Genomic DNA, 17125 nt, shown 5'->3' on the forward strand with positions numbered 1-17125 from the left:
AACATACTTTCTTCACTATTTTTTACTTTTTAATTTATACAAAACCGAAGCATGTGCATTTAAGCTAACAACAACTTCGCCTTTAACCGCTCCTAATTTTTCGCCTGTCCACATATTTGTAACCTCAGCATTTTTAATCCCCAAATCAGCTAAACTTACTGCTACTTTCTCTGAAGCATTGTCTGAAATATTAAATAATGCTAAGTAAATACTTCCGTCTTTTGGATTTTTAGAAGTCACAGCTACTTTTCCGTCTTTTTGAAAAAGTTGTTTTACATTAGTTCCTTCACGGTGCATTTTTAAAACTTCAGCATTCGTCAATAACGATAAGGTAAAAGCATCGTTACTTGGCATATCCCCACCAAAAAACAACGGAGATTTGAAAATGGTAAAGAAAGTCATTAAAGTATATTGCTCGTCTTTTGTTAAACGAGACATTCTGTCTTCGCCACGTTCTCCTCTTAACGAAATTCTTCCTAACGGAATCATATCGCAATCAGGCCAAGTTCCCGGAGCGATATACGGATACCATTTTTGAGCCACATCCATTAAATGCGTAATGTGTGGCCAGGTATCCCAAACGTCGTCAACCATACGCCACATATTTGCATGAGAACTTACATGAGCAGCTGCCGAAATAGGCGTTTCGCCAGGTGAAGTACTCAAAACTATTTTGCGACCACATTTGTCGATTGCTTTTCTAATCAAATTGATTTCTGCTTCGTGATAAGGTCTCGATAAGTCGTCAATTTTGATAAAATCTATTCCCCATTGTGCGTACAATTCGAATAAAGAATCATAATATTCCTGCGCTCCCGGTTTATCGGCAAGAATAGTATAATTGTCTTTCAACCAAGTACATTGCAAATCTGTTGTATAAATTTGATCGGCAGTAATTCCGTTTGCTCCTTTGATAGGTAGTTTTTCTTCCACCGCTTTTTTAGGAATTCCGCGCATAATGTGGATTCCAAATTTCAATCCTTTGCTATGAATATAATCCGCTAATGGCTTGAATCCCTGTCCGTCTTTTGCTGAAGGAAATCTGTTCAATGCCGGTAAATATCTCCCGTATTGATCCATTACATAACGTGGATCTTTCTGATTGTAGCCTCCCGCCTTATCATTTTCCACAAACCATCTGATATCTACCACAATGTACTCCCAACCTGATTTTTTTAAATTTTTGACCATATAATCAGCATTGGCTTTCACCTCATGTTCTTCAACCGTTGAGCCGTAACAATCCCAGCTATTCCATCCCATTGGCGGAGTTTGGGCCCATTGTTTGAATTCGTCCTTCTTGAACGCTGTTTTTTGGGCATTGGAAGCAACCGATACCAAAACAACTCCTAGTGTCAGAGCAATTTTATTCTTTAATTTCATTTTTTGGTTTTTATATGTGTTAATATTACACTTCAAATATAACGAAGTTTTTTTATTATAAAAATTAAGCTGTCTGCTAAAAAATAACAAACAGCTTAATTTATAAAGAAACACTAATTATTTATCCTTTTTCGGACGACTTATTTTACGTTGATTGTAACTTCCGCTGTTTTTAGCCATGGACTGGAAAACTGAACTTTGATAGGCTCATTTGTTCCATTTGCCTGAATATAAGCTAAAATATGTCCGTTAAAAGCGCGTTGTGCATTATCGGTATAATCGGTCATATCCGAATTATTTCCGGCTTCCAATCCTAATAAAGTTGCTGTACCACTGATTATTTTACACGTAATTTCGTTATCAGAAACCATTACCGGAACTCCGTTCTCATCCACTAACTGTAACATGATTTCGGCAACTCCTTTGTCTTTATTAATCACTTTATCGGCAGTTTTTACAACAATAGCCTGAGGTTGTTTTGAAGAAGTAATAGCATAACGACTCACTTCTTTATTGTTTTTATCCAATCCTACTGCTTCCAGTTTTCCGGACTGAAACGGAATATCCCAGGAAATAATTCCCACTTCTGAATCATAGTTTTTCACTTCGCCAACCACTTTTCCGTTTAATTCCAAACGCGCTTTAGCAGCATTCGTATAACAAACTACTTTTACTTTTTGACCTTCGTTGTAATTCCACAATGGCCATGCATCCATTGAAAGGTCTTTTTTGTTTGGGTTATTAGAAAGATAAGTTCCAATATAAATCATTGGTTTCTCTGACCAAAGTGACTGACGGAAATAACCTCTAGGCTTAATCTGTCCGGCAAAATCAACCAATCCTGAATAGAATCCTCTTGACGGCCATCTTCCTGATTCTCCTAAATAATCGATACCAGTCCATAAGAATTGACCAAAAATATGCTCGTTATTTTTTACCGCTAACCAAGCCTCATAATCATGACGGTTTTCGCTTCCAAAAATGACACGTTTAGGATATTTCTTGTGATCCGATTGGTATTTGCTTTCTGTGTAATTGTATCCAGTAATGTCCAAAGCTCCCGGATATTCCGTTTCATTAGACATTGCCACTCCGGCTAAACCTGCCGTTGTAGGACGTGATTTGTCGTATTTTTTAACCGCAGCAACCAAACGTTTTGCGATAGCTCCCAAACGCATCGCATCCGGAGCATCTTTTTTATAACCTCCGTAAGCCGCTTGCGAGAATCCTGTATCTCCACCTCCTGCTAAAACAGGGTGCGAATACGGATCATTAGGATAATCTACTTCGTTACCAATACTCCAGGCAAAAACAGAAAGGTGATTTCGGTCACGACGAACAAAATCTTCCAAATCTTTCTCAGCCCAATCAGCAAAAATATCAAACGACCCTTCAAATCCAGGAGTTCCCTGATTCCATCCTTCTAACCATTTGCGTTTTGGGAATTCCCATTCATCATAAGCTTCGTTTAAAACTAACAATCCTAATTGGTCACACAATTCATAAAAATCAGGTGCCTGAGGATTATGACTCGTACGCACTGCATTTACTCCAATTTCTTTTAAGGTTTTCAATCTTCCTTCTAAAACTTCGCGTGGAACTGCCGAACCTAATACTCCCGCATCGTGGTGCAAACAAACTCCTTTTATTTTCATCCATTTGCCATTTAAAGCAAATCCTTTATTAGCATCGAATGTAAAATTACGGAAACCTGTTTGAGTTGTAGAATGATCGATAACTTTACCGTCTTTTAAAACAGTCGTTTTCAATTGGTACAAATTAGGATTTTCCAAATCCCATAACTTAGGATTATTCACTTTTATTTTCGCAGTAATTTTCCCTGACTGATTAGCAGCAATTGCTACAGTATTAGAACTTTTCGCTACAGTTTTTCCATCATTAGCAATTAACTCGTTAACAACGGTCAAATTAGATTTTTCAGATGAACCATTTTCAACCTCAACCTCAACATTTAAAGTTCCTCCTTTTTTATTCACTTCCGGATAAGCATACACGCCCCATTGTGCAATATGCACCGGATTAGCATACACTACCCAAACATTTCTGTAAATTCCGGAACCAGTGTACCAACGGGAATCAGCACTCTTACTATGATCCACACGAACAGCAATGGTATTTTTTTCTCCATATTTAATATAAGGAGTAGCGTCATAAGCAAAAGAAATATATCCGTTAGGACGTTTTCCTAAAGAATGTCCGTTAACGAAAACTTCACTTCGATTGTACACCCCTTCAAAATACAAGAACACTTTCTCTCCTTTTTTAGCTGATGGCACAACCATAGTTTTTCTGTACCAGGCAATGCCTCCCGGTAAAAATCCTGTTGCACTTGCCAGAGTTGGGCTCAACTGTCCTTTAATACTCCAATCATGAGGAACAGCAACTGTTTGCCACTTGCTGTCATTAAAAGAATTATCCTGAAAGTCTTTATTGTCTTGCAGAATAAATTTCCATTGATCATTAATTTTTTGAGAATCTCCAAATCCTATTTGACTGAATGCAGAGGTGCAAGAGCAAACCAGAAATGAGAGAAAGATTTTTTTTGTTGTTAACATAAATTATATTTTTTAATAAAGTAAGAGGGTCCTATATCATTCTGAATTTCTATAAAGACAGCTTAAAAAAGCAAAGAAATGATTAAACCTTAATAGTTATGAGGGGTAAATTGGTAAAATAAGTACTATAAAATTACCCAAAGTTATCTTTTTTGAATTTTATAGTACCAAATCTTATTTATAAACACCTACATAAGTGACTACTGCTCTGGCCGGAATTTCAAAATTATCTGCAGCTACATCTGTTCCTTTTTCCAAACTTTTCAATTCAGAAGTAACATAAGGTGTTAGTGCATTATTTACCAATGTACCGCCGGAAAGATTCAGCTTATAGGTTCTTGCAGCAGTTCCGAAATTAACTGCAACAACTACCATTTTTTTAGTCGCTTCATCTTTATAAGCAGTAACCATAACATCGGTCATAGCTGTCGAATTATCCAAATTTAGAATTTGAACCCTTTGCATTCCCGGTTTTACAAAGAAAGAAAAATTTCCAAAAGCCCAAAGAATTTTAGAATCCCTAACATAACCATCATATTTGCAATAATTAGCATCTCCGGCTCCTTTTGTGATTCCGTCATCAACATGAACCAATCCGTCTTTGTAATCGCCACGGCTTACCGCTGTCCACCATTGCCAAGAAGTTACACCTCCAATTGAAATATCGGTACTAATAATACGGGCTACCCAAAGAGCAGTCTGCATTCCTAAATCCCTTCCCGGTCCTGCTCCACCTGGTAATTCAGCTGTCCCCGGACTCTCAAGAATAGAATATTCAGAAGCCCAAACACTCAATCCTGGAACGCTTTGGGCTCTATTTGCAACAGCTTGTCTTGACGAAATCAACTCACTTATTGGCCATGCCTGCCAGTAACTGTGCCCTGAAATTGTCTTTTTAACATTAGTCAATCCTGCAATGTTTTTAGTCGAATTCACTCCAAAAAAATAATCAATTTGATTCGAACGATTTTCTTTTCCGCTTACTGTTTTATACAAAGGTTCGAAAGCACCTGCTTCTCCCACAACAATTTGTGAACTCAAACCTTTAGCTTGTAATTTTGGAGCCAAGGTATTTACAAAACTATAAATATTAGCATTTGATGCCGGAGAACCTTCCTGTCCTGAACCATCCCATTCGTATTGCGGCTCATTAAACGGACTCACATAATCGATGGTTAAATCATGTACTGATTTTAATTTATCAATTGCATTTACCCAAAAATCAGCCAGTTCAGGCATTTTACCATCTTTTAGATTGTAAAAAGTGTTAATGCTGGCATGCGCTTTTCCATTTTGAGTTAAATAAACCGGCGCACTATTGGTAAATGCCAATAATTTATCTACGCCACGTTCTTTAGCAGCTTTCATAAACCATACCTGACCTGCCTGCTTACTCATATCGTAAGTTACTCCATCAGTAGTAAAACATTCTGTACGTCTCCACTCATCGGTAATATCACTGGCATCTCCTTGTTCTGTACTTCCCGCACCAAGGTTAAAACGCCACAATGACAAACCAATTCCTTTAGGATTACCATCGGCATCTACTTCTTGGCTAAACAACAAATCGGCTATAGCGTTCTTTTTATCCGAAGGCCAGTTTTTCCCAATATTATTACATTGCCAGGCATCAGAAGCTCCAAAACTCTCCATTGTTTGCAGATTTGCATCCAGATTAATTTTTAATTCTCTTATTGTTTCAGCAACTGGCTCTGAAGTTTCATTGTTATCCGACGAACAGCTAATGAATGCTGAACTCATTGAAAATAAGCCTGAAAACAACAGGCTTAGTTTATATTTTTTTATCAAATTCATATTAATAATTTGGATTGGTAATTATTCCTCCGCTTAAATCGACTTCTAATTGCGGTATTGGCCATACTAAGTGTTTGGCCGGATTAAAATTGATTCCTTTGTCCTGAGCTTCTTTGGTATTAGTTGTTTCATAAGGATCGGTCGAATTCAAATTGTATTGTACAAAAGTTCCGTTTGGTCCCATCAAAGATTCGATAACCGGTTTTCCTGTACTCGGATCTTTTTCTCTTCGAATATCAAACAAACGCAAACCTTCGAAAGCCAATTCTAAACGACGCTCTTTGTAAATTTTTCTCAAAAGATTAGGCCCAGCCATTCCTTCTACCGGATCTAAATCCACTCGGGCTCTTACCACATTGATATCGGCCATTGCTCCATCAGCGTCATTTAAATGATAATTTGCTTCGGCTCTTGTCAAATACATTTCGGCCAAACGAATCAATGGGGTGTTTAATGGTAAATGTCCGTCTTTCTTATCTAAAGAACGACGTGTAGCTATTGGAATATAATATTTACGACAGATACGTCCCGATTTATTATCATTCAAACTGAACTTATGTGTTGGATTCAACACCTCATCTCCGTAAGCTGCTTCACCCCATTTCGTAATAGTACTTCTGCGACGAATAACATCTCCTTCTGAAAGATAAGCGTTTTCTAAATCACTCGTTGGCATACACCATCCCCAACCATCAAGAACATCAGCAGCATCATTACTTGGAAAATTCTTTTTATCCTCTCCTCTGGCTCCGGAAAAAGTAGGTATCATACTTCCTAAATTTTTATCCTGAACACCTGAAGATTGGGCTTCTAGAATTGATTCCACTCCATTATGGTTGTTAACATCCCAAATGTTTAAGAAATTTGGTTCTAATTGATAGGGTCCTTCAGTGATTACTTTGTTAGCATATTGTTTTGCTTCAGCCCATTTTTCCTGAAACAACGATACACGAGCCAGTAAGGCATAAGCTGCCCACTTATTAATTCTTCCATTTCTAAATACTTCAATGGTTTCTAATTTCTCAGCTGATGCTTTTAAATCTGCCTCAACCTGAGCGTACACTTCTGCAACTGAACTACGTGGTAATTTTAAATCATTAGTCCCCAGAACCGTAGTATACAATGGAACACCTCCGTAATTATTAACTAACTCATAATAGCAATAGGCACGAACAAATAAAGATTCTCCTATATATTGATTTTTTTGAGACTCACTAATAGGAGCTAATTCCATTTTAGCCAAACCAATATTACAGGATTGAATCGTGTAATAATGAGCGGTGTACATACCGTTTAAATTCCCCATATTATCGGGAGTAATAAGATATTGAGAAGCTGGGCGGTGAGAGCTGTTGTCTTGCCCTGTATTTCCCATCCAGGCATCATCAGTTGCCATTTCGTTTGTCATTCTGGGTGCAACTAATACCCACCATTCATTAGGTAATAACAATCGGTGTGTTAATTCGTTTACGTAATTTTCACATTCCTGCGCCGTTTGAAAATAATTCTCTAAGGTTTGTTTTCCTCTTTCGTTTTTTTCAATAAAATCGCTACAAGAAACTGCAACAGCAGCAAAAGTTAGTATTGATACTATTATTTTTTTCATAATTCTTTAATTAAAATGCTACATTAAGTCCCATAAGGATAGTAGGTTGTACCGGATAATTCCATCCTCCAAAACCGGATCCTTTTACTCCATCACCTTTACTAGTGTCTCCTCCACCAACTTCCGGATCTACACCTGAATATTTGGTCCATGTCCATAAATTTTGACCTGATAATGAAATTCTTAATTTATCAAATCCAAATTTGTTATACAGAGAATATCCTAGCTGAAGATTTTTCATGCGCAGGAAAGAACCATCTTCTACATAAAAAGAAGAGAATTTGCTAAAGTTCTCATTATTATCATCTTTAGAAAGTCTTGGAATAGAATTAGAAGTTCCTTCTCCATGCCATGCCATTTGATCTAATCCGCTTACTTTGTTTGTTAAACTAGCTCCGTTATATAGATCTGAAATATTTTGATTTACCAATTCATTTCCAATACTGGAATAGAAATTAGCCACTAAATCAAAATTTTTGTAAGCAAAATTCAAATTCAAACCAACATTATAATCCGCCCATGGTGACCCTATTTTTGTACGGTCTTTATCATCTAATTTTCCATCACCGTTTACATCTTTGAAACGAATATCACCCAATTGCGCATAAGGCTGTAATTTAGTCCCGTGCTCATCCGTATGAGCATTTAATTCCGTTTGATTTTGGAACAAACCATCAGCTACATATCCGTAGAAATAACCAGGCTCTTCTCCCTGAACCGTTAAAGTTCTGTTGCTGGCTCCGTAAAGTTTTTCTCCATCTGTAGATAAAGAAACCATTTTTACATTTACGGTAGTAAACGTTAAATCGGCACCATAAGAGAAATCACCTTTTTTATCTTTATATGACAAAAGCAAATCGATTCCGTTAGAACGCATCGAACCAACATTTGTCCAAATAGTAGCATTAGCAGGGAAACCACTATAAGTAGGAAACTGTTTTAAGAACAACATGTCTTTTGTCGTTTTTTGGTAATATTCTAACGAACCAGAAATTTTGTTTTTCCACAATCCAAAATCAAGACCAAAGTTTACATCTTCTACCACTTCCCAACGAATATCCTGATTAGCCATTGAGGAAGGATAAGAAGTATCAACCACATTACCATCGATAACATAATAACCTTGTCCAATATTAGACTGATAAACTGCTGCTGGTAAATTTTGATTCCCTACTCTACCCCAACCCGCTCTGAAAGTTAAATTATTTACCACTGAATTGGCATCAGCCATAAAATCTTCATTTGAAATTCTCCAAGATGCTGACGCTGCCGGGAAATTAGCCCATTTATTATTAGCCATAAACTTAGAAGAACCGTCACGTCTAAAGGAAGCTGTTAAATAATATTTGCTATCATAATTATACGAAAAACGTGAAATGTATGACATTAAAGAGCTAGACCAAGATGTTCCGCTGCTATTTCTATTTTTAGTAGCAGCACTTACTTCTCTCATTAAATCAGAATTATTTGGCACTCCTTCTCCATAACCCCAAACATCTGATGAGTCATAATTTTCCATTGTTAAACCTCCCATCAAACTTACATTGTGCTTTTCAGCAAATGTTCTGGAATATGTTGCAGTAGATTGCCATGTCCAATCCACATTGGTAGTTGCTTTTCTTTCTACACTATTGATTTCAGCTTTTTCGTGAGCCGCATCAATTACAAAATCGGGTCTGAATATATTTTGAATTTTATTTCCAAACTCAATAGATCCCTGCGTACGGATAATTAATCCTTTTACTGGTTCGTATTGCAAATAAGCATTCGAATTCAAATTGTACAAATCGCTATAATCATCATATCTTTTTACAGCTGCAACCGGATTCCATACATACGAAGGAGAACGGGCGTAAATACTGTATTCATTTTCAGTTCCGTTTAATTGATCAGCCGGTTTATAAATTGGAGTAATCGGGTCAATCTTAACAAAATCAGCCCAGTTACCTGGTCCTCCCCAAGTTTCATAACGTGGATTTAAGGTTACACCTGCCGAGAATTTATCGGTAAATTTAAAATCATTAGCAATTCTGGCAGTCAATCTTTTCCATCCTCCAATTTCATAAAAAGAATCTGAATTATAATAGTTCAAACTTATAGCATACGTATTTTTTTCAGAACCACCTGAAACACCTATAGAAGCATTAGTTACCGAAGAAGTTCTGTCAATTCCTGCTCCCCACCAATCAGTAGTTTTTCCTCTGTAATGTTCAGCATTAGGCAAATACTCGGAATAACCTGAATTAGTATAAGCCGTATTTAAAATATTGGCATAATTTTCAGCATTAGCCATACTGTACGGTTTATTCATAATTTGATAACCCGTACTCATGTCAACCGTAAATTTTGTTTTACCGGCTTTTCCTTTTTTAGTAGTAATCAGGATAACCCCATTAGACGCACGAGAACCATAAATAGCACTCGCCGAAGCATCTTTAAGTACATCCATCGATTCAATTTCATTATTACTTAGGAAATTAATACTGGTTCCCATCGGAATTCCGTCAACAACATAAAGCGGATCAGTACTTAAGTTAACCGTAGAAATTCCACGAATCAAAACTCTTGGTTGTGCTCCTGGTCCTCCGGCTCCGGTAATTTGAACCCCTGCTACTTTCCCCTGTAATGATTCGGTAACGTTACCAACTGTCATCGTTTGCAATTCTTTTCCTTTTACAGAAGCAATCGAACTGGTAACATCTTTCTTTTTTACAGTAGCATAACCTACCACAACCACTTCTTCTAAGGTTTGATTGTCTTCACTTAAAGTAACATCAATAGTTGTTTTTTGACCTACTGGTATTGTTTGCGAAGCAAATCCAATAAAAGAAAATTCAATTTGTGCGTCTTTATTAGGTACAACTATCGAATACTTACCGTCAAAATCCGTTGAAGCAGAAGTTTGTGTCCCTTTTACAAAAACATTTACTCCCGGAATTGGAACCGCTGCTTTGTCTTTTACAGTTCCTTTTACTGTAATTTGTGCAAAGGTTGTAACACTGCATAACACAGCTATTAACAAGCCTATATATTTGTATTTCATATTAAAATATTTTATTAATTAATTGTTATTAGCTTATAACAAACTATTTTTTAGTGATAAACACTCTTTCCAATTCAGTATCCAAAATCACTTTATAAACTCCTGCGGCAGCCGGATATTTAGCATTTCCGTTTTCTCCCGGCGACATGGTTGCGATTCCGTTTTTAATTAATCTCCAGGAAGGACTCCACCATTGACCAGTAAAGGTTGCTTCCATAGTTCCTGTCAATGTATATTCTCCAACTAATTGATATGGATTATTTGGATTATTTGCTAAATGTAAGCTTGTCTGAACCCACGCATCCCAAGTATCCCAGGTAGCTCCCTGAATTCCGCCTCCGCAAACACTCACAAAAGGTCTTCTCAAAGATTCTGTATCATGCCATAAACCATTTGCCACATCTGCCCAAACTTTGCTTGTTGGTGTATATTTAGTCACCGTATAAACTAAAGTACTAGGGTTTACTTTTATTTTATAATAACCTTTTGTTGGTAAAATAATCGGTGAAGAAGTCACATCATCTACTAAATCTCCTGAAGCATTTAATCCAAAACAGTGTGGAGCAAAATCAGCTTCCTGACCTAAGAAATACACTTCCTTGTTGTCGGTATCAGCATAATATTTAAATTCAAAATCCTGTCCTGATTTTTCATGGAAATACATTGGAACACCTACTGCATCCGTTGTTAAATTAGTTCCCTTAGGCTGATCGCATAAATAAATGGCCGGATATTCATTAGTAGCCACAATATTAATGTTTAAAGTTCCCATATTTGGAATGGCAAATTTATCCTTTGCAGTAATTGTTAATACGTACTCAGCAGCGGTAATTGGCAAGGTATACGTCTTATTAAAAGTATAAGATTGAGGAGCGCCTTCTAACTGAACCATTTCATCAATGCCTAAAACTTCACATTTTACCTGTATATAATCAATTCCGGAATCATCATTCACTACAAAATTTACCGGTAATTGGTTACTGGATGACAACAAAATAACAGCTCCTTCTTTAGGAGTAATCATACTAATTGCCGGTGCACTAAACTCCCCATCCAAACGTAAATTAATTTCCTGTTCAATGCTATTTCCGGAAACATCAGTGATGGTTAATTTAATTACAAAAGATTCCGAAACACCTCTGTCTGAAGGAACTTCAAAGAAGTAACTTAAATCATAAGTGGTTAAAAGAGGATCTGTTGAAAAATTAATCATCTTATCCAAATCCAATTCAGGAATTTGAATTCTTACATTTTTCAACCCTAAATCATCTGCTAAAGCAGCTTTAATTTCAAATTTTCTGTTGGGAGCTCCATAAATTTCATTAGTCGCCACCACAACCGTAGGATCATCTGACGAAGGATAACTTGATTCATCTTCCTGACATCCTGCGAACAGCATAACAAAAAAAGTTAGCAAAAATAAATACGAGAGTTTATTCATATATTTTAGTTTTTAGAGGAATTTCGAATGAGAAATTTCCTTTTGATTTAATAGTAATTCTACATCTTTCATTTTATAATAAGTAGTACAAAATTTCAGGGAGTTTCTTTACTTTTCATACGCAATCAGATTTGTTTTTGGTTAATAATTAGTGCTTATAGTTTGTTTTTATTTTATGATAATTTAACATAACAGAAATCTTAAATTCTAAAATTTCATTTATCATCCTAGCAAAGAAATAACTAAATGGCACCAATTAAAGGGGGTAAAATGGAATAAAAAACAGGGGGATTTGGCAAAACACATGGATATATTCATCAAAAAAGACTATTTAACAAAAAAACATTACTTTTTTTACTTTATACTTAATTTACAACAATTTGTTTTTAATTATATATAAAAAATCCTAACCGTATTATTAATACGATTAGGATTACAATACTAACTCCTTTATTTTTTACTAAAGAATAACTATTTTATAATATTCAAATCTTTATTAAAGGAATCTTTATATTTCTTGACATAAGCCGAAGGAGTCATTCCAAAGAGTTTCACAAATTGTTGCCTGAAATATTTTTGATCTTCAATTCCTACTTCAATTCCTACCTGAGTTATATTGATATTTTCTGTAAGTAGCAACATAGCCGCTCTTCTCAATCGGACAGAACGAATAAAAGCATTCAAAGTATCGCCTGAAATAATCTTAATTTTGCTATACAAACTCTTATGACTCATTCCTATTTCGGAAGCAAAAGTTTTAATTGTAAAATCTTTGTTTCCCATATTAGCCTCAATAATTGCAATACATTTATTTAAAAACTCCTGATATTCGACCGGTACTTTTTGACTGTTTTCTTTCAAAGTAATACTATCCAGAAAATAACTTCTTAAATTCCCTCTGTTTTTCAATAAGGTATTTACCCGTGCCAACAGAAGTTCATCATTAAATGGCTTAGTAATATAATCATCAGCGCCATCGGTAATTCCCTGTAAATGGGTTTCCGGATTGCTGGAAGCCGTGAGCAGAATTACCGGAATATGCGATAGCTGCTCGTTTTCTTTTATCTTTTTACATAATTCCAAACCATCCATAATTTCCATCGCAACATCCGAAATTACAATATCCGGCATGTACTTTTTCGTCAGTTTCAAACCTTCCTGACCATTTTCGGCTTCATAAACCAAATAAAATTCAGAAAATAACGCCACTAAATAGTTCCGGATTTCAACATTATCATCAATAATTAAAACCGATTTTTTACTAGTCAATATTTCGTTATTCAATTCTTTGTCTAAATTTTCAAGTGCCGGCTGCTCTTTTTTATCCAATTCATCCACCAAAAGTTCTTCGACTAATTCACTCATTTTAGGTGCAACCAAACTAATAGGTAAATCTTCAAAATGCTCCCGCCCTTTTAAAAATTGTACCGTAAAACGGCTTCCTTTTCCTAATTCACTTTCGCAGGAAACACTTCCTTGGTGTTTATCCACAAAATATTTTACAATATAAAGTCCGATTCCAAAACCGGTACTTACCGAAGCCCGAACCTCTAACTGTTTGAATTTTTCAAAAATTGTTTCAAGGTTTTTAGAAGCTATTCCCGTTCCTGTATCGGAAATCTTTACAAAAACTTCTTTATCACTTTCCGTTAACTTAAGACTAATTGCCCCGGATTCCGGAGTATATTTAAATGCGTTAGAAAGCAAATTGAACAATGAAATTTCAATTTTTTCATAATCTCCAAAAATAAAAACAGGATACTCCGGTTTTTCAATCGAATAATAAATCTTCTTATCCTTAGCCTGAGTTACAAAACACTGAAAAACTTCTTCGCACAAATCGTTCATGTTTATTTCCGATAAACGCAATACATCAGCATCATTTTCGGCTTTTCTAAACAATAACAATTGATCAACTAAACTCAACAAGCGTCGGGCATTGCGATAAGCTACCTGTAAATCAGCTTTAGAATTATTTTCGGCAGATTCTTTTTTTAATTCTTTTTTTAACGGATTAATAATAAGCGAAAGCGGCGTTCTGAATTCATGAGAAATATAAGTAAACATCGACGATTGTTTCTCGGCTATTTCCTTTTCTTTTTCCCGTTCTAATTCGGCAATTCTTACTTTATATTTTAATCGTTCCTTGTATTTGCTGTACTTTATATAATTATAAATAATAGCTCCGCCAATTATCAAATACAAAAGATAAGCCCACCAGCTTCGGTACCAGGGTGGTAAAACTATTATTCGAATCAGATTTTGTGCACCATCTGATTTATCCTGAAAATTGGATGTTTTTACTTTAAAAATATAAGTTCCCTCCGAAAGATGCGGATAATTAGCTTTTCGAAGCTGCCCCACATTACTCCATTGGTCATCCCAGCCTTCTAAAAAATAGGAATAATTAACTTTATCGGCATTAGCATAATCTAAAGCAACAAATTCGATAGATAAAGTCGTCTGATCATAAGGTAATCGGATTTCTTTTATTTGACGTTCCTCATTCCGCTCCGAAATCAATTCGGGTTTGGTTTCAATAGCTTCGTTGTTGACACTTAAATCCGAAAGAAGAATTTTACTTTTAGGAGCAAATTCTTTGACCGTTTCGGGATAGAAAAGATTAAACCCGTTTATTCCTCCAAACAAAAATTCTCCCGAATCCAATTTTAAAGCCGCATTAAAACTAAACTGATTGCTTTGTAAGCCGTCATTTTTAGAAAAATTTCTAAAAGTTTGCGTCTTCGTATTTAAACAACTCAAGCCATTATAAGTACTCATCCACAAATTACCGTTTTTATCTTCCAGAATTCTCAAAACCGTATTAGAAGACAAACCTTCGGCTGTGGTAAAACGCTTATAAGTATTGTTTTTTCTGTTAAACAAAAGCAAACCTCCTTCCTGAGTTGCTATCCAAAGCTGTTTGTTTTTATCCTCATGAATAAAGCGTATTGGATAACCAACCGTAATTTTTCCGTACTTTTTTCTCGTTTTATCAATCCAAAAAACAGCCGTATAATTCCCGCCCCAAAGTTTCCCATCGGCAGTTTCGGTTAAACATTGTAAATTAGAAATGTTTTTATCGTAAAGTTCAAATGCTTTTTTACTTCGGTTAAAAAGATACAAACAACCTTCATTCGTCGCACTCGCCCATAAATTCTTTTTGGAATCTTCATACACCAGCCAAATATTCTTTTCCAATTGTTTGGTGTAAGGATTGTAGCAGGAAAAATGTTGTATAGAATTATTTTTAGGATTAATTCGGTTAACACCTCCCGACCAGGTTGATACCCAAATTTCATTATTTACATCGCGAATGACAGAAGTAATAAAATTACTCGTTAAATAATTGCCTGAACCTGAATTGCTGGTATAAACCTGATAAGTATTATTTTTTCGGTTCCAAAAACGCAATCCGGCTCCGTCAGTCCCAATCCATAAATTTCGATTTTCATCTTCACAGGCCGATAAAATAAAATTTTGAGCCAGATTATTGTCTTTTGAAACATACTTCACCGTTTCAAAATACTTAGGAACCGCACTAAGCATACTTACTCCTCCGCGGAGTGTACCAAACCAAAGATTTCCTAAATGATCTTCATAAATACTCCAAACAGCACTACTTTTAACTATTGATTGCGAATTATTTTTTTGATACGGAATCAATTTTTGACTTTGATTATCTAAAATATAAAGTCCGCAGCCATCGGTAGCAATCCATAATCGGCTATTCGTATCCTGATAAATATCGGTAACAATACATTTTGCAGAAAAATAATTATCTGAAAGCGAGTTGGTCTTCGTATCAAATAAAAACAAACCTTCATCGGTTCCAATCCAAAGATTCCCTTTCCCATCGCTTCCCATACATTTCAAATCAAGACGAAATGGCGCAATCAATTTCAATGTTTTAGAATCAAAATGGTACTGGCAAATTCCCAAATTTCTAACATAAACCCAAACCCGATTAGACTTAGCATCTTTCTCTATTGCCAAAGCATCATAATCCACTGTCTTTTTGGAATTGGAAATTGTCACTTTTTTTCCGGCAAATGAATTTCCTTCAAAAGCAAGCAAACCTGAATTTTGCGTTGCCAATAAAACCAGCCCTTTTGAAACCGATTTTATCTGATGCACAACATTTTTTAAAACAACAACACTTTCCTTCTCTTGAAATTTTGCCTGAAAAAATAAAGCTTTCGACTTATCATAAACACTTGCTCCTTTATTTCCTCCTACCCAAATATTTCTATTTGCATCACCTTCCAAACAATAAACCGTATTATTCGATAAGGAATTTTGGTTCCGTATTTCATTTCTAAAAGTCTTAAAAGTATAGCCGTCATATCGGTTCAGTCCATCATAAGTCCCGAACCACATATACCCTTCTTTGTCCTGATAAATAGTTGTTATCGAATTATTAGAAAGTCCATCCGATGCGTCAAGAAATTTAACCGAATGCTCCTGAGAAAAAAGAACAAACGGATACAAAAACAACTGTAATAAGAAGACTAAATATTTCAAAATTTAAAGATTAGATTAAAGCTGCTGCAACGAAACAGCCTGCCAATTTATAATTAAAATCATTGTTTTTCAAGAAAAAACACGGCTTTTTTGACAAAATAATCACCTATAAAAAAAGTGCGAAATCATCGATTCCGCACTTTTTTTATTTCTATTCTCTATAATATTTTTACCAGAACTTCACGTATAAAGCAGCAATAATCAATAAAGTGATGATGATTAATACGGTAGTTTGCGGTTTCACTTTGAACATTTCAGTATCCAATTCGAATGCTTTTGGATTTACTTTTGGTCCTGCAAAACTGATTCCAACCATCAATAACATCGTAAAGAAGAATGACAATCCCATGCAAATGTGGAACGGAATTTCATACAACCCTTTTCCATTTGGATAAGCCGTATATAATAAAGTTTCGTTTCCAAACATTGCCGGTGCATATTCATTAAACAATACTGACAATAAGAATCCTGCTAATACTCCCACAATCGCAGCCGTTCCTGTAGTTCTCTTCCAGAACATACCTAAGAAGAACATCGCAAATACTCCAGGGCTGATGAATCCGGTATATTTTTGGATATAAGTAAATCCTCCTACTCCTCCAATTCCTAAAACATCATTCCAAGTAAACATTACCGCTAAAACCATAGAAGCAAATACAGCCAAACGACCAATGTTTACCTGTTGTCTTTCGCCAGCCCCTTTTTGAATGTATTTTTTATGAACATCTAAAGTATAA

Annotated in this window: 8 protein-coding genes; all 8 read right to left on the reverse strand. The window is 35.6% G+C overall.

Annotation, left to right across the window (positions count from 1 at the left end):
* Positions 1 to 15: 15 nt before the first annotated feature.
* Positions 16 to 1383, reverse strand: coding sequence for a glycoside hydrolase family 27 protein (locus B6A10_RS07000; protein WP_188220291.1), 1368 nt, complete (start codon positions 1381 to 1383; stop codon positions 16 to 18).
* Positions 1384 to 1523: 140 nt separating this feature from the next.
* Positions 1524 to 3959: a sugar-binding domain-containing protein gene (locus B6A10_RS07005; protein WP_188220292.1), complete on the reverse strand. Its 2436-nt coding sequence runs from the start codon at positions 3957 to 3959 to the stop codon at positions 1524 to 1526.
* Positions 3960 to 4133: 174 nt separating this feature from the next.
* The gene (locus B6A10_RS07010) at positions 4134 to 5774 is read right to left on the reverse strand and encodes a glycoside hydrolase (RefSeq protein ID WP_188220293.1); all 1641 of its coding nucleotides are present in this window, start codon (positions 5772 to 5774) and stop codon (positions 4134 to 4136) included.
* Position 5775: 1 nt separating this feature from the next.
* Positions 5776 to 7380, reverse strand: a complete 1605-nt coding sequence (locus B6A10_RS07015; RefSeq protein WP_188220294.1) for a RagB/SusD family nutrient uptake outer membrane protein — start codon at positions 7378 to 7380, stop codon at positions 5776 to 5778.
* A 10-nt stretch (positions 7381 to 7390) separates the two neighbouring features.
* The gene (locus B6A10_RS07020; protein ID WP_188220295.1) at positions 7391 to 10423 is read right to left on the reverse strand and encodes a SusC/RagA family TonB-linked outer membrane protein; all 3033 of its coding nucleotides are present in this window, start codon (positions 10421 to 10423) and stop codon (positions 7391 to 7393) included.
* A gap of 43 nt (positions 10424 to 10466) precedes the next feature.
* Positions 10467 to 11864, reverse strand: a complete 1398-nt coding sequence (locus B6A10_RS07025) for a hypothetical protein (protein WP_188220296.1) — start codon at positions 11862 to 11864, stop codon at positions 10467 to 10469.
* A 471-nt stretch (positions 11865 to 12335) separates the two neighbouring features.
* A complete protein-coding gene (locus tag B6A10_RS07030; protein WP_194431822.1) occupies positions 12336 to 16388 on the reverse strand; it encodes a hybrid sensor histidine kinase/response regulator transcription factor in 4053 nt (1350 codons plus the stop codon).
* Between the two features lie 169 nt (positions 16389 to 16557).
* The coding region (locus B6A10_RS07035; RefSeq protein ID WP_449404258.1) for a sodium:solute symporter family transporter at positions 16558 to 17125 on the reverse strand (568 nt) is incomplete at its 5' end.

The organism is Flavobacterium pokkalii, from assembly GCF_014596575.1.
GTDB classification, from domain to species: Bacteria; Bacteroidota; Bacteroidia; order Flavobacteriales; family Flavobacteriaceae; genus Flavobacterium; species Flavobacterium pokkalii.

Coding starts and splice junctions, on each gene's coding strand:
- B6A10_RS07000 (WP_188220291.1), bottom strand. CDS start 1,383: ATGAAATTAAAGAATAAAATTGCTCTGACACTAGGAGTTGTTTTGGTA.
- B6A10_RS07015 (WP_188220294.1), bottom strand. CDS start 7,380: ATGAAAAAAATAATAGTATCAATACTAACTTTTGCTGCTGTTGCAGTT.
- B6A10_RS07020 (WP_188220295.1), bottom strand. CDS start 10,423: ATGAAATACAAATATATAGGCTTGTTAATAGCTGTGTTATGCAGTGTT.
- B6A10_RS07005 (WP_188220292.1), bottom strand. CDS start 3,959: ATGTTAACAACAAAAAAAATCTTTCTCTCATTTCTGGTTTGCTCTTGC.
- B6A10_RS07025 (WP_188220296.1), bottom strand. CDS start 11,864: ATGAATAAACTCTCGTATTTATTTTTGCTAACTTTTTTTGTTATGCTG.
- B6A10_RS07010 (WP_188220293.1), bottom strand. CDS start 5,774: ATGAATTTGATAAAAAAATATAAACTAAGCCTGTTGTTTTCAGGCTTA.